General features: G+C 62.6%; 19 protein-coding genes. 10 read left to right on the top strand and 9 right to left on the bottom strand.

Annotated features, from left to right (window positions below; genetic code table 11):
* Positions 1 to 26: 26 nt before the first annotated feature.
* The 4 genes from ACFC3J_RS06115 to ACFC3J_RS06100 are packed head-to-tail and all read right to left on the bottom strand — an operon-like array spanning position 27 to position 5,993.
* Positions 27 to 3,203: an efflux RND transporter permease subunit gene (locus ACFC3J_RS06115; RefSeq protein ID WP_375195316.1), complete on the bottom strand. Its 3,177-nt coding sequence runs from the start codon at positions 3,201 to 3,203 to the stop codon at positions 27 to 29.
* 3 nt (positions 3,204 to 3,206) lie between these two features.
* Positions 3,207 to 4,352, bottom strand: coding sequence for an efflux RND transporter periplasmic adaptor subunit (locus tag ACFC3J_RS06110; RefSeq protein WP_375195315.1), 1,146 nt, complete (start codon positions 4,350 to 4,352; stop codon positions 3,207 to 3,209).
* Positions 4,353 to 4,355: 3 nt separating this feature from the next.
* Entirely contained in the window at positions 4,356 to 5,603 is a 1,248-nt protein-coding gene (locus ACFC3J_RS06105) for a TolC family protein (RefSeq protein ID WP_375195314.1), read from the bottom strand.
* Positions 5,604 to 5,663: 60 nt separating this feature from the next.
* Positions 5,664 to 5,993, bottom strand: a complete 330-nt coding sequence (locus ACFC3J_RS06100; protein ID WP_375195313.1) for a hypothetical protein — start codon at positions 5,991 to 5,993, stop codon at positions 5,664 to 5,666.
* An 86-nt stretch (positions 5,994 to 6,079) separates the two neighbouring features.
* On the opposite strand from ACFC3J_RS06100, the gene ACFC3J_RS06095 reads away from it, so the two are divergent.
* Positions 6,080 to 6,676, top strand: a complete 597-nt coding sequence (locus tag ACFC3J_RS06095; RefSeq protein WP_375195312.1) for a GNAT family N-acetyltransferase — start codon at positions 6,080 to 6,082, stop codon at positions 6,674 to 6,676.
* A gap of 199 nt (positions 6,677 to 6,875) precedes the next feature.
* On the opposite strand, the gene ACFC3J_RS06090 is transcribed toward ACFC3J_RS06095, so the two are convergent.
* The 4 genes from ACFC3J_RS06090 to ACFC3J_RS06075 form a co-directional block, all read right to left on the bottom strand.
* Positions 6,876 to 7,700, bottom strand: a complete 825-nt coding sequence (locus tag ACFC3J_RS06090; RefSeq protein ID WP_375195311.1) for a nuclear transport factor 2 family protein — start codon at positions 7,698 to 7,700, stop codon at positions 6,876 to 6,878.
* A complete protein-coding gene (locus ACFC3J_RS06085) occupies positions 7,697 to 9,376 on the bottom strand; it encodes a GMC oxidoreductase (protein WP_375195310.1) in 1,680 nt (559 codons plus the stop codon). Before ACFC3J_RS06085 ends, ACFC3J_RS06090 begins: the two co-directional genes overlap by 4 nt.
* The gene (locus tag ACFC3J_RS06080) at positions 9,373 to 10,020 is read right to left on the bottom strand and encodes a gluconate 2-dehydrogenase subunit 3 family protein (protein ID WP_375195309.1); all 648 of its coding nucleotides are present in this window, start codon (positions 10,018 to 10,020) and stop codon (positions 9,373 to 9,375) included. The genes ACFC3J_RS06085 and ACFC3J_RS06080 overlap by 4 nt, the downstream gene beginning before the upstream one ends.
* Positions 10,021 to 10,087: 67 nt before the next feature.
* Positions 10,088 to 11,572 (bottom strand): MFS transporter, encoded by a 1,485-nt coding sequence (locus ACFC3J_RS06075; protein ID WP_375195308.1) that lies wholly within the window; start codon positions 11,570 to 11,572, stop codon positions 10,088 to 10,090.
* 234 nt (positions 11,573 to 11,806) lie between these two features.
* Between ACFC3J_RS06075 and ACFC3J_RS06070 the strand changes: the two genes are divergently transcribed.
* The 6 genes from ACFC3J_RS06070 to ACFC3J_RS06045 all read left to right on the top strand — a co-directional run bounded on the left by ACFC3J_RS06070 (position 11,807) and on the right by ACFC3J_RS06045 (position 16,918).
* Positions 11,807 to 12,790: a ThuA domain-containing protein gene (locus tag ACFC3J_RS06070; RefSeq protein ID WP_375195307.1), complete on the top strand. Its 984-nt coding sequence runs from the start codon at positions 11,807 to 11,809 to the stop codon at positions 12,788 to 12,790.
* Positions 12,791 to 12,940: 150 nt separating this feature from the next.
* Complete coding sequence (locus ACFC3J_RS06065; RefSeq protein WP_375195306.1) at positions 12,941 to 14,167, top strand: MFS transporter; 1,227 nt, start codon at positions 12,941 to 12,943, stop codon at positions 14,165 to 14,167.
* Between the two features lie 3 nt (positions 14,168 to 14,170).
* A complete protein-coding gene (locus tag ACFC3J_RS06060; RefSeq protein ID WP_375195305.1) occupies positions 14,171 to 15,181 on the top strand; it encodes a sugar phosphate isomerase/epimerase family protein in 1,011 nt (336 codons plus the stop codon).
* A gap of 12 nt (positions 15,182 to 15,193) precedes the next feature.
* A complete protein-coding gene (locus tag ACFC3J_RS06055; protein ID WP_375195304.1) occupies positions 15,194 to 15,586 on the top strand; it encodes a DUF6379 domain-containing protein in 393 nt (130 codons plus the stop codon).
* Between the two features lie 229 nt (positions 15,587 to 15,815).
* Complete coding sequence (locus ACFC3J_RS06050) at positions 15,816 to 16,427, top strand: thioredoxin family protein (RefSeq protein WP_375195303.1); 612 nt, start codon at positions 15,816 to 15,818, stop codon at positions 16,425 to 16,427.
* Entirely contained in the window at positions 16,427 to 16,918 is a 492-nt protein-coding gene (locus tag ACFC3J_RS06045; protein WP_375195302.1) for a hypothetical protein, read from the top strand. The genes ACFC3J_RS06050 and ACFC3J_RS06045 overlap by 1 nt, the downstream gene beginning before the upstream one ends.
* On the opposite strand, the gene ACFC3J_RS06040 is transcribed toward ACFC3J_RS06045, so the two are convergent.
* Complete coding sequence (locus tag ACFC3J_RS06040; protein WP_375195301.1) at positions 16,915 to 17,751, bottom strand: TetR/AcrR family transcriptional regulator; 837 nt, start codon at positions 17,749 to 17,751, stop codon at positions 16,915 to 16,917. The genes ACFC3J_RS06045 and ACFC3J_RS06040 overlap by 4 nt on opposite strands.
* On the opposite strand from ACFC3J_RS06040, the gene ACFC3J_RS06035 reads away from it, so the two are divergent.
* From ACFC3J_RS06035 to ACFC3J_RS06025, 3 genes are all read left to right on the top strand, one after another.
* The gene (locus ACFC3J_RS06035) at positions 17,750 to 18,829 is read left to right on the top strand and encodes an LLM class flavin-dependent oxidoreductase (protein WP_375195300.1); all 1,080 of its coding nucleotides are present in this window, start codon (positions 17,750 to 17,752) and stop codon (positions 18,827 to 18,829) included. The two genes, ACFC3J_RS06040 and ACFC3J_RS06035, sit on opposite strands and share 2 nt — an antisense overlap.
* Positions 18,830 to 18,890: 61 nt before the next feature.
* Positions 18,891 to 19,487, top strand: a complete 597-nt coding sequence (locus ACFC3J_RS06030) for an NADPH-dependent FMN reductase (protein WP_234792110.1) — start codon at positions 18,891 to 18,893, stop codon at positions 19,485 to 19,487.
* On the top strand, positions 19,475 to 20,059 hold a 585-nt coding region (locus ACFC3J_RS06025; protein ID WP_375195299.1), incomplete at its 3' end, for a glycoside hydrolase family 3 N-terminal domain-containing protein. The genes ACFC3J_RS06030 and ACFC3J_RS06025, both read left to right, overlap by 13 nt.

The raw sequence follows: 20,059 nt of genomic DNA, 5'->3' as shown, positions 1-20,059 counted from the left end.
GGAGGGGGCGTTCCCCCTCCCCAATGTCAAGCCTGCACCCGCCGCCCGTAGCGGGCATAAAGCGTGGGCAGGACGAACAGCGTCAATAGCGTAGCCGATATCAGCCCGCCAATTACGACCGTTGCCAGCGGCTTCTGCACCTCGGCCCCGGCGCCGGTGCCCAGCGCCATCGGCACGAAGCCCAGACTCGCCACCAGAGCCGTCATCACCACTGGCCGCAATCGCTGCAATGCGCCGTTCCGCGCCGCTTCGGCCCGGTCCATGCCCGTCCGCATCAATTCCTGAATGGAAGACAGCATCACCAGCCCGTTCAGCACCGCAATGCCGGATAGCGCGATAAAGCCGACCGCCGCCGAGACGGAAAAGTCCATCCCCCGCAGCAACAGCGCCAACACGCCCCCCACCAGCGCCAGGGGCACGCCGGTAAATACGATCGCGGCATCCCGCACCGATCCCAAAGCGCCGTAGAGCAAAAACAGGATCAGCGCAAAGCAGGCCGGGATCACCAGTTGAAGTCGCTCCCTCGCAGAGGCGAGATTTTCCAACTGCCCTCCCCAGACCAGATAGCTGCCAGCCGGAAGCCTGACGTCCTTCGCAATGGCGGCCTGCGCGTCCTCTACCACGCTGGCAATGTCCCGCCCGCGCACATTGGCCTGCACCACGACGCGCCTCTTGCCATTTTCGCGGCTGATCTGGTTCGGTCCATCGACGATGCGGATATCCGCAACGCTGGCCAGCGGCACGAACTGCCCGTCGGGCGTGGGCACCTGCACCTGTTCCAGCATGGCAAAATCCGCCCGCTGCGCGTCGGACAGGCGGATTACCACCGGAAAGCGCCGGTCGCCCTCGAAGATCATCCCGGATTGCCGCCCGCCGATCGTCGCGGTGACGACATCCTGAACATCCTGCGCGGTGACGCCCAACCGGGCCATCCCGTCGCGATTGACGCGAATGTCCAGCATCGGAAGCCCGGCCGTCTGCTCGACCTTCACATCCGCCGCACCCTCCGTCCGGCGCAACACGCCTGCGATCTTCTCAGCGGTGGCGGTCATGGCGGCAAAGTCGTCGCCGAACACCTTGACCGCAATGTCGCCGCGGACGCCCGCGATCAGCTCATTGAAGCGCATCTGGATCGGCTGGGTGATCTCATAGGCGTTGCCGGGAAACCGCCCCAGTTGCTGCTCCAGCCGCTTGACCAGTTCGGCCTTGCTCAATCGCGGATCGGGCCATTGCGCACGCGGTTTCAGAATGACGAACATATCAGTGGCATTGGGCGGCATGGGGTCGGATGCCAGCTCGGCCGTCCCGGTCTTGGAAAAGACGAACTTCACCTCTGGCTGGCGCGCCATCATCTGCTCGATCGGCGCCTGCATCGCCTGGCTCTGCTGCACTGAGGTCGCCGGAATACGCAGCGCCTGAATCAGCAGGTCGCCCTCGTCCAGCTGCGGCAGGAATACCTGTCCCAAAGCAGTAAAGGCCAGCGCCGCTACAGCAAGGCTGCCCACAGCTGCGCCGATCGTCAGCCCCGGCCGTTTCATCGCCCGGTCAAGCCCCGGCTCATATCGAGCCTTCAGCCAGCCCATGATCCGCCCTTCCTTCTCCTCGATCCGCTTCGACAGCCACAGTGCAATGGCCGCCGGCACGAAGGTCAGCGACAGAATAAATGCGCAGCCCAGCGCAATGATTACCGTCACCGCCATCGGCACGAAGGTCTTGCCTTCCACTCCGCTCAACGTCAGCAACGGTACATAGACCAGCATGATGATCGCCTGCCCATAGACCGATGGCCGGATCATCTCCCGCGCGGCCGCGGCTACACAGTCGAGCCGCTCCTCCTGGCCCAACAGGCGCCCCTGACGGTGCTGCAACTCGGTCATCCGCCGCAATGCATTCTCGACGATGATGACCGCGCCGTCGACGATAAGTCCGAAATCCAGCGCGCCCAGGCTCATCAGGTTCGCCGACACGCCGATGTGCAGCATGCCGAAGCCGGTCATCAACATGGTGATCGGAATCACCATCGCCGCGATCAGCGCCGCCCGGAAATTGCCGAGCAGCAGGAACAGCACGACAATGACCAGCAGCGCACCCTCCCCCAGATTCTTCGCGACCGTGCCGATGGTGCTGTTGACCAGATCGGTTCGATCCAGCACCGGCTGAACGATGACGTCCGGCGGCAGGGAGGCGTTGATCGCCTTCAGCCGGTCCGCAACCGCCGTGGCGACCGTGCGGCTATTCTCCCCGATCCGCATGATCGCGGTGCCGACCACGACCTCCGTGCCGTTTTCGGAGGCTGAACCCATGCGCACCGCCTGCCCAGTGCGTACGCTGGCGACCTGTGCCAAAGTGACCGGCACACCTTCACGAGTGGCGATAACGATGCGCGACAACTCGTTGGCATTGCGGATCAGGGCGTCCGCCCTGACGGCCAGCCCCTCGCCATTGCGTTCGACAAAGCCGCCACCGACGCTGCCGTTGTTCCGCTCCAGCGCAATGCCCAGATCGGACAGGCTGATCTTCATCGCCGCCAGTTGCTGCACATTGGGCACGACCAGATATTGCTTGGCATAGCCGCCAATGGAATCGATCCCCGCCAGGCCAGGCACATTCTTCAGCAGCGGCGCCACGATCCAGTCCTGCGCGGTGCGCAAATAGGTCGCCTTGTCGGTCTCGCTGGTCAGCCGTTCGCCTTCGGGTGTGATATAGCTGCCGTCGGGCTGCATCCCCGGCTCGCCGGGAAGATGCCGGTCGTCACCGCGATGCTCCAGACGCACGGTCCACATAGTGACCTCGCCCAGCCCGGTCGCTATCGGTCCCATTTCCGGGTTGACGCCATCGGGCAGATTTTCGGCGATCCCGGCCAGCCGCTCGCCCACCTGCTGGCGCGCGAAATAAATGTCGGTGGCTTCGGTGAAGACCGCCGTAACCTGCGCAAAACCGTTGCGGCTTAAAGACCGGCTATATTCCAGCCCGGGAATGCCGGCGAGCGCCGTCTCGATCGGAAAGGCCACCTGCTTTTCGACCAGTTCGGGCGACAGAGCGGGTGCGCGGACGTTGATCTGGACCTGATTGTTGGTGATGTCCGGCACCGCGTCGATCGGCAGGCGGTAAAGCGCGACGGCGCCGATCAGCGCCGCGATGGTGGTCAGCAGCAGGACAAGCCAGCGCTTCCTGACCGCCCAGTTCACGATAGGAGCGATCATGGTTCAATGATCCTCGTGGCTGGCTTCGCCCTTGCCCAGTTCGGCCTTGAGCGTGAAGCTGTTGACGGTGGCGATCTGTTCTCGCCCGCTCAGGCCCGATCTGACGATGACGAACGCGCCCGATCGGTCACCGGTGACGACCGGCATGGCATCGAACCCCTTCTGGCTCCGCACGAAAACGACCGTCCGGCCCTCCACGGTCTGCACCGCCGTCGAGGGAACGCGCACTGCCCCTTGCCCGCTGCCGTCTGCCAGCGTGACAGAGGCGGTCACCGGCTCCCCGACGCGCCATTGTCCGGCCCTATTGTCCATCATGGCAATCACCGGCACCAGCCGGGTATCGGGATCAAGGGCGGGCGACACGAAACTTATGCGCGCGCTTCCCTGCCGCCCCGGTGCGATCACGGTAACGCTGGCGCCCGGCTTCACCCGCCCGGCATCGGCCGGTTGCAGGTTCAGCGACAAGGAGACGCTCGACAGATTGGCGATGCGATACAGTTCCGCATCAGCCGCCACGGTCTGGCCCAGTATGACGCTGCGTCCGATCACCTGTCCCGAAAGCGGTGCGATAATGCCCAGCCGGTTGAGGGCTCCGCCTCCGCCGCCCGCCGCCGCAACCTGTTGCTGCGCCTGGGCATGGGCGATGCGCGCCTCGGTCGCCGCCGTCCGGGCCGCAATCAGATCCTGTTCTGCTGAAACCCGCTGGGTGAAGAGCCGCTGTTCCCGCGCCAGATTGGAATTGGCCAGCGCCAGCCGCGCCCGTGATGCTTCAACCTCTCCCTTCAAAAGCGCGGCTTCCCGGCTCTCGATGATGGCCAGCGTCTGCCCTCGCTGAACGGCCTCTCCCAGATTGCGATGGAGCGCAACCACCCGGCCGCCGATCGCCGCCGAAACCACCTGCGTACCTTGCGGATCGCCATCGATGGTCGCGGGCAGTTCGATGGTTGCAGCGCCGCCGACGGAGGGGCGCTCCAGCTGAATCCCTGCCGCCGCAATCTGATCGTCGCTCAGGATGATCTTGCTTTCGTCAGCATGATCCTCGCCCTCAGCATGTTCCTCTGCAGGAGCTTCCTCAGCCGCCTCGCGCCCGCATGCCGCCAACAGCATCGTCAGCGTCAGCGTCGCTCTAAAAAAAATACCAGATTTCATCGATCAATTCCCCTGAACAGGCGCGCGAGCGGTCAGACGCTCCAACCGGGCCTTGGCATTTTGGTAGGCGGCCAGCGCATCGACGGCGGCAACACGCATCTCGGCCAGCGTGCGTTCGGCATCGAGCAGGTCGAGCTGGCCGAACTTGCCCTCGCGATAGCCGATCCGGGCAATGCGGGCGGCCTCCTGCGCGGCCGCGAGTGCGGGTCCGCTGGCGTTGCGCGCGGTCACCGCCGCATTGGCGGCTTCCGCATCGGCATCGGTGATCGCCTGCTCGACGTCCAGAGCCGTCAGCCGCCGCTGGGCATCGGCGCGGGTTCGTTCGGCCTGCGCCTGCGCGACCGCCCACCGCCCGGCATTGAAGACGGGAATAGGCATGGAGACGCTGAACACCGCCGCCATATCATTGGTCGCCTCCAGCCGCCGGACGCCGGGACCGAAGGTCAAATCCGGCGTCCGCTGCGACCGGGCGAGCCGCACCCCGGCATCAGCGACCGCCAGCTCGGCTTGCGCCGCCGCCAGCGCGAGCGTGCCCGCGGCCGCCATCGGTTCCACCGGTCCCTGAACGCCGGAGGGCAAGCGATCCAGCATGTCGCCATCAAGCACCCCCAGAGCTTCCAGCCCAATACGCCGCGCCAGATTGAGGCGCGCCGCCTGCGCGAGCCGCGCGGCCCGCTGGACCCCGGCCTCGGCATTCAGGCGCGCTACATCCGCCCGCTGCTCCTCCAGCGGGGAGGCTCGCCCCGCCTGCACCCTGATCCGTGCCGCCCGTGCCACATCGGCCGCAATTCCCGACTGGTCGCGGGCGATCGAAAGCCGCCGCTCCGCCGCGACCGCCTCGACATAAAGCTGCGTCACCTGTTGGCGGACATCAGCCTCGGCGATGGCCACGCCTAACAAGGCCCGGCTGATCTGGGCGTCGGCGACTCCCACCCGCGCCTGCCGCTTGCCGCCCAGTTCCAGCGGAATAGACAGGGCCACGGTGGTTTCCGCACTCTGGAACGCACCATAAGGTCCGCTCCCCGCGACATTCTCCAGCTCGGTCTGGACGCTGGGATTAGGCCGCAGACCCGCGATCCTGCGCACCGCCTGCGCCGCACCGACTTCCGCCTGAGACACGGCTGCGGCAGGCGCGCTGCCCCCGGCCGCCCGGATCGCCTGTTCCAACGTCAGATTCTCGCCTGGCGGCGATATCTGCGCCAAGGCAAGACACGGCGCGGCAGCCAGCATGGCTGCAATCAATTTTTGCATGAAATTCGTCCTGATCCTGTTGCATCATTCCACCCGAAAAGGAGGCGGAGCGGCAAAAGATCAGGCGATCGGCGGCCTCAGATCAGGCCCGGTCTGCCAGCGCGCCAACACCGGCGCAGCATCGAACGGCGCAGCATCGCTCAGCAGATCGGGCGGGCCGGAACCGTCGGCGACGACAGGCAGACAGGCGGAGCCGCCATGGCAGCTGCCGTGATGATGCGGCATCAGGCTGTCCCTGTCGCCGGTCGACTGGTCCGCATCGCCTTCGCTATGCACGACGCCCGAACATTCGATGGTAGGCGCATTGGGCCTTTCCTGCGCATGCACGGTTGCCGCCGCGACCAGCGACGACATCAGCAGGCATAGAAAGAGGACTCCCCGGCGCAACATTGCGCGGTGCATAGCCCATCGCGTCCGGCTTGTCACCGCTTGCCCGACAATCTTGCGCACGGCCTGCCGAAGGGTATCATCGGTGCATGACTCTCGCCATTCGTCCCGCCGCGCCAGAGGATGCAGAAGCGATCGCGGCGATTTACGCCCATCATGTTCTGCATGGCACGGCGACCTATGAGATCGTGCCGCCCGGCCCGGCCGAAACGCAGGACAAGATCCGCCACATCACCGGCCGGGGCTGGCCCTATCTCGTCGCATGCGAGGAGCACGAGCTGCTCGGCTACTGCTATGCCACCCAGTTCCGGGATCGCCCCGCTTACGCCTATGCCTGCGAGGACAGCATCTACATCGCGCAGGACAGGCGCGGACAGGGCATTGGCAAAGCCCTGCTGACCGCGCTTCTTTCGGCTGCGGAGGATGCCGGTTTCCGCCAGATGATCGCGGTCGTGGGCGGTGCGGAACCCGCGTCCATCGCCCTTCACGCCGCCTGCGGCTTCGTCGAGGCAGGACGGCTTGCCGCCATGGGTTGGAAGCATCAGCGCTGGCTGGACAATGTTTATATGCAGATTGCGCTGGGCGAGGGCGCCGCCAGTTCGCCCGATGCGGGATTTCCTTCTGGACCGTGCCCGCCCATGCGCTGGGTGGCCAGCCGTCCGGCGAGGCCCACGAACGGCGACTGATTGCAATGTTCCACAATGTCGGCAATCAGAGCGTGCCGCTGCTTGCCTCGGCACCTATGGTCTGGCGCGGAGGATTGAGCGCAGTGCTACGCCAACCGGCCACACTTCGCTCGTGCAGGACGCCCCTCGGCTATGGCGCGCCTTGATCTTTCTGCTCCCTTTTCTGGGCGGCATGCCTCCCATCGGTCACCGACATGCCCTAAAACATGGGATGATCGTTTCGCGAACTTTCCGGCAACGGCTGGAAAATGTCCCAATGCTCGACGATCTTTCCTTTCTGGAAGCGGAAAATCTCGACCACGGCCGCACCCCGATCGTCAGCCGACAGTTTGCCGCGATAATGCACTGCCGCCAGATTGCCATCGACCAGTACCCGCTGCACGTCAAAGCTTGCTCCAGGCGCCGCTCGCAACTCCCTGATCGCGGCAAGCGCCGCATCCCGGCCCTGCCCCATGCGGTTGTTATGCTGGATCAGGTCCCTCGCGACGAACCGCCGATAGGCTTCATAGGTTTTCCCCTTGCGGAACAGCAGGTCGATAAATTGCAAAAAGGCCTGCCGATTATGCGCGCTATTGTCGCCGTCTGCGCTGACCGGTGCCATCGCAAGTGGCTCGCTCCCCGGCGCTATGGGTTGCAGCACATCCCAATGCTCGACGACCTTGCCGTCCTTCAGCCGATAAAGATCGGCCACCGCACCGCCCGGCGTGCCGGGCTTACCCCGTCCGTAAAGATGCACCAGCGCCAGATTGCCATCGACCAGCAAATGCTTCAGCTCAAAGCGCGAACCCGGCGCGGCGAACATCGGCGCCAATGCTTCAACGGCGGCTTTTGGTCCGTCGGGCAAACCCGGATTATGCTGCACATAATCAGGTGCGACATGCGCCGCAAACGCCCCTGCCACGTCCCGCTTCGCGTAAAAGCGCTCGACAAAGTCGGAGACCACAGCCCGATTGTCGCAGGTCTTCGCGGAGGCAGGCGTGAGCGCGAGCATCAACGCGCAGAGCGGCCCTGCAGCCAGCCTCATAGCGCGCCTTCCTTCATCAGCGACACGGCATGATCGCAGGCCCGCGCCGTCAGCGCCATATAGGTTAGCGACGGATTCTGGCATGCCGAAGAACTCATCTGTGCGCCGTCGGTGACGAACAGATTGGCGACCTCATGCGCCTGGCTCCATTTGTTGAGCACCGATGTCGCCGGATCAAGACCCATGCGCGCCCCGCCCATCTCATGGATCGCGGAGCCGCCCGCGCCCGGTTCATCAAAGCCCATGATGACATGGCCGCCCGCCGCTTCCATCATCGCGGCGGCTTCCCGCTTGGCATCGGCCAGCGCCCTGCGCTCATTCTCGCCATGTTCGAAATGCACCTTGAGCATCGGCAATCCCTGCGGATCGAGCTTCACCCCGTCCAGCGTCAGCCGGTTGGTGGCTCTCGGCAGGCTTTCGGCAAAGCCGACGAACACCATCCGCCACGGCCCGATTTTCCGGTTCTGCTCCTTATAGGTCTTGCCGATCCCCGCCGACCGCTTGGCCGCCGTCCACCCGCTCTGGAGCGCGCCTCCCTGAAAGCTGTAGCCGCGCAGAAAGTCGCCATCCTTCCGGTCAAGATTGCGGAAGCGTGGAATGACCACGCCGGTCGGACGGTTGCCGAAGGTGGTGCGATCCTCAAAGCCGGGGATCAGCGCCATGGTCGACAGCGTCGTTGCATGGTCCATGACATGGGTTCCCAGCACGCCGCTGCCATTGGCAAGCCCGTTTGGAAACACCTCCGACCGCGACCGCAGCATGATATGCACGCTGTTGAAGGCCCCGGCGTTCAGGAAAACGATGCGTGACGTATGACGGCTCCGTTCGCCAGTCTTGACGTTGATGACCCTTACGCCCGTCACGCGCTTTGTCGCCGGATCATGGTCCACCGCTTCGACCAGGGAGTCGGTCAGGACCGTCAGCCGCCCGGTCTTTTGCGCCGCGGGCAAGGTCGAACTCTGAGTGCTGAAATAGGCGCCATAGGAACAGCCCCGAGCGCAGATGGAGCGGTTCTGGCATTTGGACCTGCCCTCCTTCTCCTCCGTCAGATTGGCGGTTCGGCCAATGGTCAGACGCCGATCCGGCCAGCGCTGGGAAATGACCTGGCGGACATGTCGTTCCACCACGTTCAGGGCCATCGGCGGCTGGAAATTCCCGTCCGGCAGCGAGGGAAGGCCCTCGGCCGCGCCAGCGACGCCAACAAAACCCTCCACATAATCATACCATGGGGCCAGATCGGCATAGCGGATCGGCCAATCCGTGCCGTAACCGTCAGCCTTGTTCGCGCCGAAATCATAGTCCGACCAGCGATAGCATTGCCGACCCCAGGTCAGCGATCGTCCGCCCAGCTGATAGCTGCGCCACCAGTTGAACTGCGTGCCTTCTGTCAGAGCGTAAGGATTGTCCTTATCGTTGACGAAGTGATTTTGCGTAAACTCGGTGAAATGGCGGTTAAGGCGCTGCACCGGATATTCGCGGGCGTAAAGCTCCGCATCGCCCTCGCCCCGGAACTCCATTTCCCAGGGCGCCTTCATCTCGGTCGGATAATCGCCGTGCTCGATCAGGCGTCCTCGCTCGATCATCAGCACTTTCAGGCCCTTTTCGGTCAGTTCCTTTGCAGCCCACCCGCCGGTGATGCCAGAACCCACAACGATCGCGTCGAAATCCATGCTCATCCGAAATCCACCGCCGTCCAATCGCTGGACCAGGACCTGTTATCCGCCGGGATCGGCAGATCGGGGTCGAAACGCCCCGGCACCAGTTCATAATGCAGTTCCCTGGCTGCCCCGATTTCCGAGGTGTAATAGCCGGTCAGGATCAGCGCCTTGATTTTGCGCCAGGGATGCGTTCCCTGATCGAGCGCGAAAGCCGCCGCATCATAGGCCGCCAGCACGCCGAACTGGCGCCCGGCGGGCAGGCCTGAGAAATCGCCCCCGGCGCGGCGGTTGAGGTCGCGTCCCACTTCGTCCAGCAGTGGCAACCCGCCCTGCCCCGCCGCCATGCGGATATGCGCCGCCGCTTCAGGCGCCGTATCCTCCAGCCCATGGCGCAACGCCAGTTCGACAAAGGCAGGCACGCCCGCGCCAAGTGCGCCGAGTGTATCGGTCGCCGGGATGACCAGATCGGAGAGCCGTTCCAGCAAGCGTTTCTGGGCTTGCGTCGCCCCGCCCTCTTCCCCTGCCCGCGCCCTGTTCCACAAGGCCAGCGGCGTGCCCGCCAGCGCGCCCAGCATCAGCGCGCCTCCCAATATCTGCCTGCGATCAGCCCTCGCAGCGCTCCAGTCCGATGCGGGCGGGCTTTGCGGCATATCAGTGCCCATCAGCGATCCTTCTCCTGCGACGCCAGGGCGTCGCTTAAATGGAATTGTCATTTTATTTCTACACAGATCATTCTTCGCCTGCAAGGGGGCCAGCGCCCCTGATCCGCAACTGCCGCGGTATGGCAAAGGCAATCACGGCCGCGATCAGCAGAATGACCGCGATGACCCCCGCAGACAGGCTGAACGCCTCGATCGCCTGCTCGCCGCTGCCGCTATCGTCCGGCTGGACCGCGAAAAACAGCGTACCGATCGCCGCAGCACCGATGGCCGACCCTAACTGCTGCGTCGCCTTGAGCAGCCCCGACGCGGACCCGGCGTGACCCACATCGACTTCCGATAAGGTGCAGGGCGGCAGCGGTCCGGCGGCCAACCCCATGCCCAAGCCCATGGTCAGCAATGGGGGTGCCAACATAAGGGGATGCCCGGCCGCCGCGCCCGGCCATTCGAGCAACATGGCCAGCGCAACCAGCGATACCGCCATTAACAGTGCGCCCCAACTGATGATTACCGGGCCCAATCGCGGCAGGGCCTTGCGCGACAGCATGCCGATCGCGAACGACGCACCAAAAGCATAGGGAACATGCGCCAGACCGACCTGGGCTGCGGTGAAGCCCATCCCCCGCTGCAAAGCCAGCGCCAGTGTGAATAGAAGGCCCCCGGTCGCCATCTGAAAGGCAAGGGTAGTGAGCAAGCCGATGGTGAACGCACGCATAAGGAACAGTTCCGGCACGATAAGCGGCGATCCATCATGCCGCATCCGCGCTTGACTGTGCCGTGCGAGGACGATGCCGAGCGGCAGGCTCATCGCCATCAGTCCGAAGCCCCATAGTGGCCAGCCGTAATCGCGCCCCTGAATCAGCGGAAAAATCAGTGAAAACAGGAGGAGCACGACCAGTCCGGTGCCTTTCATGTCCAATCGGGGTCGCCGATCGGAACGGCCTGAGGGGAGAATGCGAGCAGCGAAAAAGACAGCGATGAGGCCGACTGGCAGGTTGACCAGAAAGATTGGCCGCCATCCGAGGTCGAAGAGGTTCATGCTGATCAGCGCGCCGCCAACGACCGGGCCCAGCACCGCTGCGATACCCCCCAATATCCCGAACAATCCCAAGGCGGCCATGCGCTCATGCGGCGCATACATGATCTGGGTGAGCGACATGACTTGCGGCAACATGATCGCGGCAGCCCCGCCCTGCAACAGCCGCGCGACCACCAGTTGATCCGGTGTTGCTGCCAGGCCGCAAAGCAGGGATGTCAGCGTGAATCCGGCAACGCCAGCCAGAAAGGCTCGCTTATATCCATAAATGTCGCCCAGCCGCCCCCCGGTAATCAGCAACAGCGAAAAGATGGTGGAATAGCCCGCAACCATCCATTGAACCTGCGCGTCGCTTGCACGCAATTGGGCCTGCAGGGTTGGAACCGCGACATTGACAATAGTCATGTCAACGAGGTCAAGGACCATCGCCGTCGCCACTATGGCCAGCGCCATGCTGCGCCGTCGCCCGGACAGTGCGGCCGCAGCCGCCAAGGCGCTGTCCGACATTTCCTTCTGCATCCTTGATTGCAGCATCCTCTCCCCCAAAATGCATGACTATTCGGCGCGCCATCCTATATGCGAACCAATATTCTAGTATTGGAATAGTCGGATTCCGAGGCGGCCGTCAAGCCGTACGATACGCCATACGCGCTTTCATATTGCTATACAGAACGGCCTGCTGCATGATTATACGAATAAATATTATGATTTTATCATTGGCTACGCACAGACGGCGGCAGGAGGAGAGGGAAAATGAAACAACGACATGGAAAGCTGGTCGGCGCGGTGTTGGGCCTTGTGATTGCGGGAGCGGCAACGGCACAGGTTATCGTGCAGTCGCCCTATCGTCCTCCGGAAACCGTGCAGCCTGTTGCAGTTCCCCTATCGCCGTCACAGCAGCGGCTGAATCTGCTCATCATCAGTGGCCGCAGCAGCTATGAACATGACTGGACAGGCGTCAACAATCTGTTGCGCAAGCAATTACAGGATAGCGGGCGCTTCGATGTTCGCATCGTCGAGGATTTCGACCATGGCAGCGCGGAACTGCTGAAGTCTTACGATGTGGTGTTACTCAATTATCTCGGCCGATGGAATTATACAGACCCCCTCGAAAAGCGCTGGAGTCCCGCTGCCGAAAAGGCGCTGTTCGATTATGTCCGCAATGGCGGGGGCATTGTCGTTTATCACGCCTCTTTCAACATGGGTTCGCCCGGTTGGCCGGAATTTGAAAAACTGGCGGGCGGGGTGATGCGTCCGCAGGCCAAGAGCCGCCGCTCGCCGCCGGGAGGATTCCTGATCCATATCACCGATCGCGACCATCCAGTTACGCGGGGAATGCGCGAATATTTCTGGACCTTCAATGATGACATGTACACCAACATGCAGTTCGATCCGGACGTGAAAATTCATGTTCTGGCGACCGCGCATGACTCATCGGCGGGCTACGCTCCGGAAAAGGCCGGCCCCAAATATCCGGCCTACGCCTACACTCCTGCGAAGCTGAAACAGATGAAAGGCATGGATGCCGATCATCCTCAGGCGTGGACTGCGGATTACGGCAATGGCCGGGTTTTCGCTATCCCGCTCGGACATGGCCCTGACACGCTGCAATATCCGGGTGTACGCGGCCTGATTGCCCGAGGTGCTGAGTGGGCGGCAACAGGGAAGGTTACGATCCCCGTCGAAACCGATATCCGCGATTTTCCGATTGAACGCGATGAGCCGACAGCCAAGTGAAACGGAGGCATCGATCGGGGGGGCTTGGGTGATTCCCCTGATCGCCGACCACTTGCTTGATTGACAGGCCATGGCCCACCCAATAAAAAGAATGATAGTTCTAATTAGAGGCGCTGAATGAGTCGCCCGCAGTAGAGGAGCCGAAGGCTGGTGCGTTCCCTGATCGCTTTTTTTCGACGCCTGTCGCTGGTGCCTCAGGGTATCACCATCGTTACAGCTGGTTTCCTTCCGATTTTCGCGATCGTTTCGATGTTCCCAGCCGTCCCGGCCATCATCGATCATTTCGCTGCCGATCCCGATGCTCGATGGAAAGTGCCGATGATGGTTTCGGCCCCCGGTCTCACGATCGCCCTATTCGCGCCTTTTGCCGGCTTTTTCGTCGACCGGTTTGGGCGCCGTCCACTGCTTGTCGGGGCAACGCTGCTATACGGCGTCGTTGGCACGGCACCCTTTTTTCTGGACAGTCTGAACATGCTGATCGCCTGCCGGCTTGGGCTGGGTGTTGCGGAAGCGGCGATCCTCACCATCGTGAACACGCTGATCGCGGATTATTGGGACGATCAGGGGCGCAAGGACTGGCTGTTCCTTCAGGGCATCTGTGGCCCCTTCTTCGCATCCGGCGTGATCCTGCTGTCAGGGGTTGCCTCGGCCGTGCGCTGGAACGGCATTTTCCTGGTCTATGCGGTCGCCTTCCCGATCTTCGTTGCCATGCTCGCCTGGATGTTCGAGCCGCGCCGCGCCGATGGCGCCACTATTGCTGAAATCAGCCATGGCGAGAGGAAAACTGCGCCCTTTCCAACCGCATCGATTGCGCTGATCGGCGGGGTCACGCTGATCGCTTCCGCGCTCTATTATGTTTTTATCATCAGCGGATCGCTAGCCTGGCGAGAGGTTGGAGTCATGGACCCGGCCCGCATCGGCCAACTCACCGCTATCCCCAGCCTCTTCGTCATGCTCGGGGCGCTGATCTTCCGCCTGATGGGCGGGAGGCCGCATGCGGTGCAACTCGCAACTTTCTTCCTGCTGCTGGGTGTCGGCCTTTCAGGCATGGGGCTTGCGCCCGACTGGCGCTGGATGACTGCGGCTCTCATCATACAGCAAACGGGCGCCGGCATGGCAGTCCCCACCGTGATCGCCTGGGCGCAGACCAAGCTGCCCTTTGAACATCGCGGCCGGGGGATGGGCGTGTGGACCGCCTGCTTCTTCTTCGGTCAGTTTTCCAGCCCCTGGCTGGTGCATCAGACCGAAACGCTGGTGGGGTCCATGCAGGGCGCATTCCTCGCGGCGGGCCTCGCAGGCGTCATCGCCGCCGCCCTGGTCGCCAGCTTTGCGCGCGGTTCGCGCGCACCGGCCCCCTCTATCGCCGTTGCGGAGTAACTTATGACAAGCGATATAAAACGGGGCGTGAGCCTCTACAGTTTCCAGCACGAAACCTTTCAGGGGAAAATGACCCTGGAGGACTGTTTCAAGGTCTGCGCCGACATGGGTGCGCTGGGTATCGAAATCATCGGCGAGCAGACCTTCTGGGGATGGCCCGAAGCCACGGTCGATGACGCCCGGATCGCGGAATGGCACGCTCTCATCAGCAAATATAACGCCACCGCAGTCAGCCATGACTTCATGCTCGATTATAAGCGTTACAAGGGCCGGGCCATGCCCTTTGACGAGCAGGTCGCCAGCGTGAAGAAGGATATCGACTTCGGCGCGCGGTTGGGCATGAAATATATCCGCGCGCTTGTGTCGATCGCGCCTGAGGTTCTTGTCGCTGCCGCCCCTTATGCCGAAGAAAAGAACATCAGGATTCTGATCGAAGTGCATGCACCGTTGCATTTCGATCATCCCTGGATCATTCGCCATGCCGAAGCTTTTGAAAAGTCGGGATCAGATGCGTTGGGTTTCCTGCCCGACATGGGCATGTTCCTGTTCAAATTCCCGCCGGTCTGGAAGGAACGCTTCATCCGCAACGGGGTGCCGCAGAACATCGCGGATTATATTGAGAAGGCCTATGAGGATCGCGTCCTCAGCGAATATGTCATTCTCAATGTCCGCGAAATGGGTGGTGAAGGCCCGGCGCTGGGCATGGCAGAAACGCTCCGCCACAATGCCGCGTTCGAACCCAGGCGGATGCTGGATTACATGCACCGCATTCACAATATTCACGGCAAATTCTATCAGATGGACGAGGACCTGGTCGAACCATCCATTCCCTATGACGAGATCGTCCGGGTGCTCAAGCAGGGCGGATACAAGGGCTACATCTGCTCGGAATATGAGGGGAACCGCTGGATCGAGGATGCCCATGAAGTGGACTCGGTCGAACAGGTGCGCCGCCAGCAGAAAATGCTTGAACAAATGATCGGCGAGCCCACCCCAACTGCGCTCGCAGCCTGAGGAGAAGCAGACATGTTCGACAAGATGATGCTCTGCGACGAGGGCTTTGAGAATGTCGTGGAAAGAGGCGGGGTCGTCGGTTTCGCGCTGCTCGCCCGCCTGCCCTATTATCGGGGCCTGGGCCTGTCGATGATCGAGGATATCGGTCTTACCATCGATGGCGAGCCGATTGAACGGGGAGATATCCGCTTCTCGGTTCGTGAGCGGAGCTGGACGCTGGACGAGATGGAAAGCGTCTATGACGATCGCTGGAACTTCGGCGAAAAAGCCAAGGTTACGGTGTTGCGCTCCGGCGGCCTGACCCCCGGCGCGCATAAGGTAGAAATCGCGATCAGGATGCGCGTTTCCTACCTGCCCTTCGTGCCGACGACGAAGACCGGGCGCGAACTGCAACTCGCTGCCTGAATACTGGTTGGCATGGCGACTTTGGAGCGGCCATGCCAACCATCCGGCCCGTCAAAAGAGGCCGGAGGAACAGGATGTTAGGAGAGAAATGGCTTGCCGATCACGGCATTGCGGCCTTCCTCTGAAATATCGGACGCTGCCGACGCCAGCCGATTTCACGGTCTCGTCACCTGGCAACGAGCCACTGATCTGCTCTGATTACCGATCTCTTCATTGAGGAAAGCATAAGATGCTGCGCACGTCGCAAATGGAAGGACTTGGTGCGCCCGCAATGCCCTTCGCTTTGCCGGCTGCCGAAGGCAGGATCGTCACGCTGAACGATTTCTCTGCTTCCCCTGCCTTGCTGGTTGCCTTCATCTGCAACCATCGTCCGTTCGTCCTCCATCTCATTGATCAGTTCGCCGCGTTTGCGACGGTCTATGCGGCAAAAGGATTGGCGACCGTTGCGATCTCTTCAAACGACCCGACCGATTATCCGGAAAATGATGCCGCCCGCATGACCAGATTCGCCCTGAATCACGACCTGACTTTCCCCTATCTTCATGACGAGATGCAGGAGGTCGCTCTTGATTATGGCGCCGTATGCACACCCGTCTTCTTCCCATTCGGACCGGATCGCGCCCCGTTCTATGCCGGTCAGTTTAATTCCAGCCGTCCGAAGATCAACCGTCCTCCCGTACCGGAACTCCCGCCGCAATGCACTGATCTGCCGGTGACAGGGGATGGCATGCGGACGGCCGTGGACGCGCTGCTCTCCGGACGACCCACGCCCCTGCCCCAGCGTCCCAGCGCCGGGTGCAGCATCAAATGGCGCGCCGATCGCGAACCGACATGGGCGTGATGCACGAAATCTGGCTCGCTCCTGCCGCCGTCCAATTGCAGGAAATTGGTCCCGACTGGCTCGATATCGTGGATGAGAAGGATTGGACCACGGGCTTCGGCTTTCATCGCGGCTTTTCGTCCAGCTTCCGTGTCCGTCCAGGTCGACAGGTCTGGTTTCACTTCCCTTTCCAGCTCCAGAGCGGTATCAGGGTGGATCAGGCCTCGCTTCTCTGGGAAACGGAAGAGGCGGCCCGGATCAGTTGGGTGTGCGTGCATCATGGCGGCATGCAGCGCCAGCATCTGTGCGAACCGAACGTTCCGCTCACCGGCACACCGGCGCCCTTTGATCCGCCGGCGGAGTGGCGCCAATTCTACCCGCCCTCCAATCGACTGCGCACGGATCTGCCTGTCGAGCCAGCGATCACCACATGCTATGGCATGCAGCTCTGCGTGCTGGTCGACGGACCGGGCATCATCCGCTTTTACGGCGCAGCTCTGCGGCTCACCTAACGCGCCGGTGCACGGAGGAAAGCAGCGCACATGATCGACAGATCTTCCTTCAATTCGTCCCAGTCCCCCTGATGTGCCGCTTCGAGCGAGGATCCCAGGCCCAGCAGGCGCGCCAGCGTATTGTAGATCATCTTGAATGCATTGCCGACGAGCCGCTGATGATCGGGTCGTCCGAACTCGGCGGAAAAGCGCAGCAATTGCCGCTCCGCTTCATTGCTCAGCCGTTCTGCCGACTGACGGCCGAGCTGCGAGATATTCTGGTCGTAAATGGCGCGAAACATGATCGGACGCAGCACCGGAGCATAGGATTTGAGCAGCTCGGCATAGGCGTCGACGAAAAGCGCAGAAAAATCGTCCAGCGTCGCCGCCTTGCCAACGATCTTCGCCATCATGGCATCCTGATCCTCCTCGATCCGCGCCAGGACCCGGGCGTGCACTGCGTGGATCATATCGTCCTTGCTGTTGAAGCGCAGGTAGATGGACCCGATGGACACCTTGCCAACCTTCGCAACCTCGGTCAGCGTGAAATCGTCATTTCCATTCTTCACCATCAGCTTTTCGGCGGCCGCGAGCATCCGTTCATAAGAAGCGCGGCTGCGGCCCTGCTGCGGCACGCGGCTAGCCTCTCCCACAACAGAAATAGAATCCTTCTTCGACTTCGCAGTTGACACCGGCGGCATATTCATCCAATCAGTAATAAGAACATTGGTTCTAATTATGATTCCATTGTGACGGCTTAAAGCGTCAATGTAAATAAGCCGGCGCAAGTCGCGCTCGAGGGCGCTGTGTGGAGGGGATATGCGTTTTTCCGTTTTTCTGAATGCCCGGTCCATGGCTGCGGACGAGGATCGCAGGCTGATCGAGGACCTGACCGGCCACGCGGTGCGGGCGTCGGAGTTGGGCTTTGACGCCATCTTTCTCCCCGACCATCATTTCAACGGCTATATGCCCGTTGCGTCGGACAGCTTCATGTTCGCTTCCTATCTCGCAGCGAAGATGCCCCATATGCATTTCGGCTTTTCGGTAGTGTCCGTTCCGCTGCACCATCCGGTGCGGTTCGTCGAACGCATCAACATTCTAGATCAGCTCACCGACGGCAAGCTGCTCGTCGGCGTCGGCAGCGGAACCACACCGGAAGAAATGATCGGCTTTGGTGTGAGCTACAAGGATGCCGGGGCGGTTTCCGACAACAACCTTGCCATTGCGGAGCAGCTCTGGGCGAAGCGGATGGAAGATCCCGCGATCGACATTGACAATGGTCCGCACAAGGGCCGCGTGCTTCAGCGGATCGCGCCCGCGCCCTATTCGACGGGCCACGCCCGCCTGATGCCTGTCGCCATGAAAGAAGCAAGCGCGCGCCGCGCCGCCGAAAATGGCTGGCCCGCCTTCATCCCCGCCTTCACCCCGCCGCAGATCGGCGGCACCGAGCCGATGAAGCATGTCGCCAAATATTTCGGCGTCTATCGCCAGATGCTGGACGAAGCAGGCCATTCGCAGGAAGCCATCGCCCGAGCGCTGGATTGGACCACCCACACCTATCAGGTCGTGCATGTCGCCGAAACCGACGAGCAGGCGCGCGAGGAACTGGAAATCATCCTGCGCTCCTATCAGGATGCGATCGAGCGCGAGGCCGCTTTCAACGCCCGCGCGGAATCGGATTCGGCCAACAAGAAGACCGATCGCACCCCCAATGCGCTGACCGAGGACTGGATCGGCACATGGTGCCTCTATGGCTCGCCCGAAACCGTCATCGAGCATCTCAAACCCTATGAGGAACTGGGCATCGGCAACATCCTGTGCGGCACCACCACCGGTCCGCTGACCGAGGAGCGGCTGCGCCTGGGCAACCAGACGCTGCGCCTGCTGTCGGACAAGGTCATGCCCGCCTTCAAGGCGAAGGTCGACGCCTGAACCCCAATGCACTGATGAGCGCGGCCCGCAAGAAGGCCGCGCCATTTCGAGGAGTATGGACATGTCCGGTCATCATGGCGCCCGCCCGAAGCGGATCGTCGGCCTAGGCGGCACATTCCGCCAGGCATCTTCCAGCGAGCGGATCGTGCGTGCGATCCTGAAGGAATGCGAGCATCTGGGCGCCGAGACGACGATGTTCGACGGCCCGGCCCTCGCCCGCCTGCCCCATTTCAATCCCGAGCATCCCGACCGCACGGCCGAGGAACGCGCGCTGGTCGATGCCATCCGTTCCGCCGATGGCATCGTCATCGGCAGTCCGGGCTATCATGGTGGCTATTCCGGGCTGGTGAAGAATGCGATCGACCTGCTGGAAGATCTGCGCGGCGACAGCCGTGTCTATTTCGATGGTCGTCCGGTCGGCCTGGTCGTCACGGCGGCCGGCTGGCAGGCCTGCGGCACCACCCTGTCGGCGCTGCGCGATGTCATCCATGCGATGCGCGGCTGGCCGACGCCGGTCGGGGTTGCGGTCAACTCGGTCGAGCAGCGCCCCTTCGATGCCGACGGCGCGCTGTGTGATGAAGGCATCGCCAATGCGGTCCGCGCCCAGGCGCGACAGATCATGCACTTCGCCATGGAGGGCGCCGCATGTCCGGCCTGACGATCGACCAGCAACTGGCGATGAGCGCCGGCGCCACCATGTGGACGACGGTCGGCTATGCTGAAGCGGGCATCCCTTCGCTGGCGATGGCAGACGGGCCGATGGGCATTGCCAGCGGACGCGTGGACGAACGCGACATTGCCTTGCTCACCCCCTGCCCGACCGCGCTGGGCGCCAGCTGGGACATCGACCTCAACATGCGCGTCGGTGCGCTGGTCGGTGGCGAGGCGATCCGCATGGGCGTCGACATGGTTCTTGCCCCCAATGTCAATCTGGCGCGCAGCCCGCTCGCCGGCCGGGCGTTCGAATATTATTCGGAGGAGCCGCTGCTCGCCGGCCTGTTGGGCGCCGCCTGGGCCAGCGGCCTGCAAAGCACTGGCACCGCATCGGTCGCCAAGCATCTGGTCTGCAACGACAGCGAGACCGATCGCGACCGGATGAACGCGGTGGTCAGCGAACGCACCTTGCGCGAAATCTATCTGCTCCCCTTCGAACTGTGCGCCGAGGCGGGCGTCGGCGGCATGCTGACCGCCTATAACCGGCTGAACGGCCAATGGTGCGCCGAGCATCAT

It is taken from the genome of Sphingobium sp. (genome assembly GCF_041987595.1).
Classification (GTDB): Bacteria; Pseudomonadota; Alphaproteobacteria; order Sphingomonadales; family Sphingomonadaceae; genus Sphingobium.
This window is presented reverse-complemented; position numbering and strand designations above follow the sequence as displayed.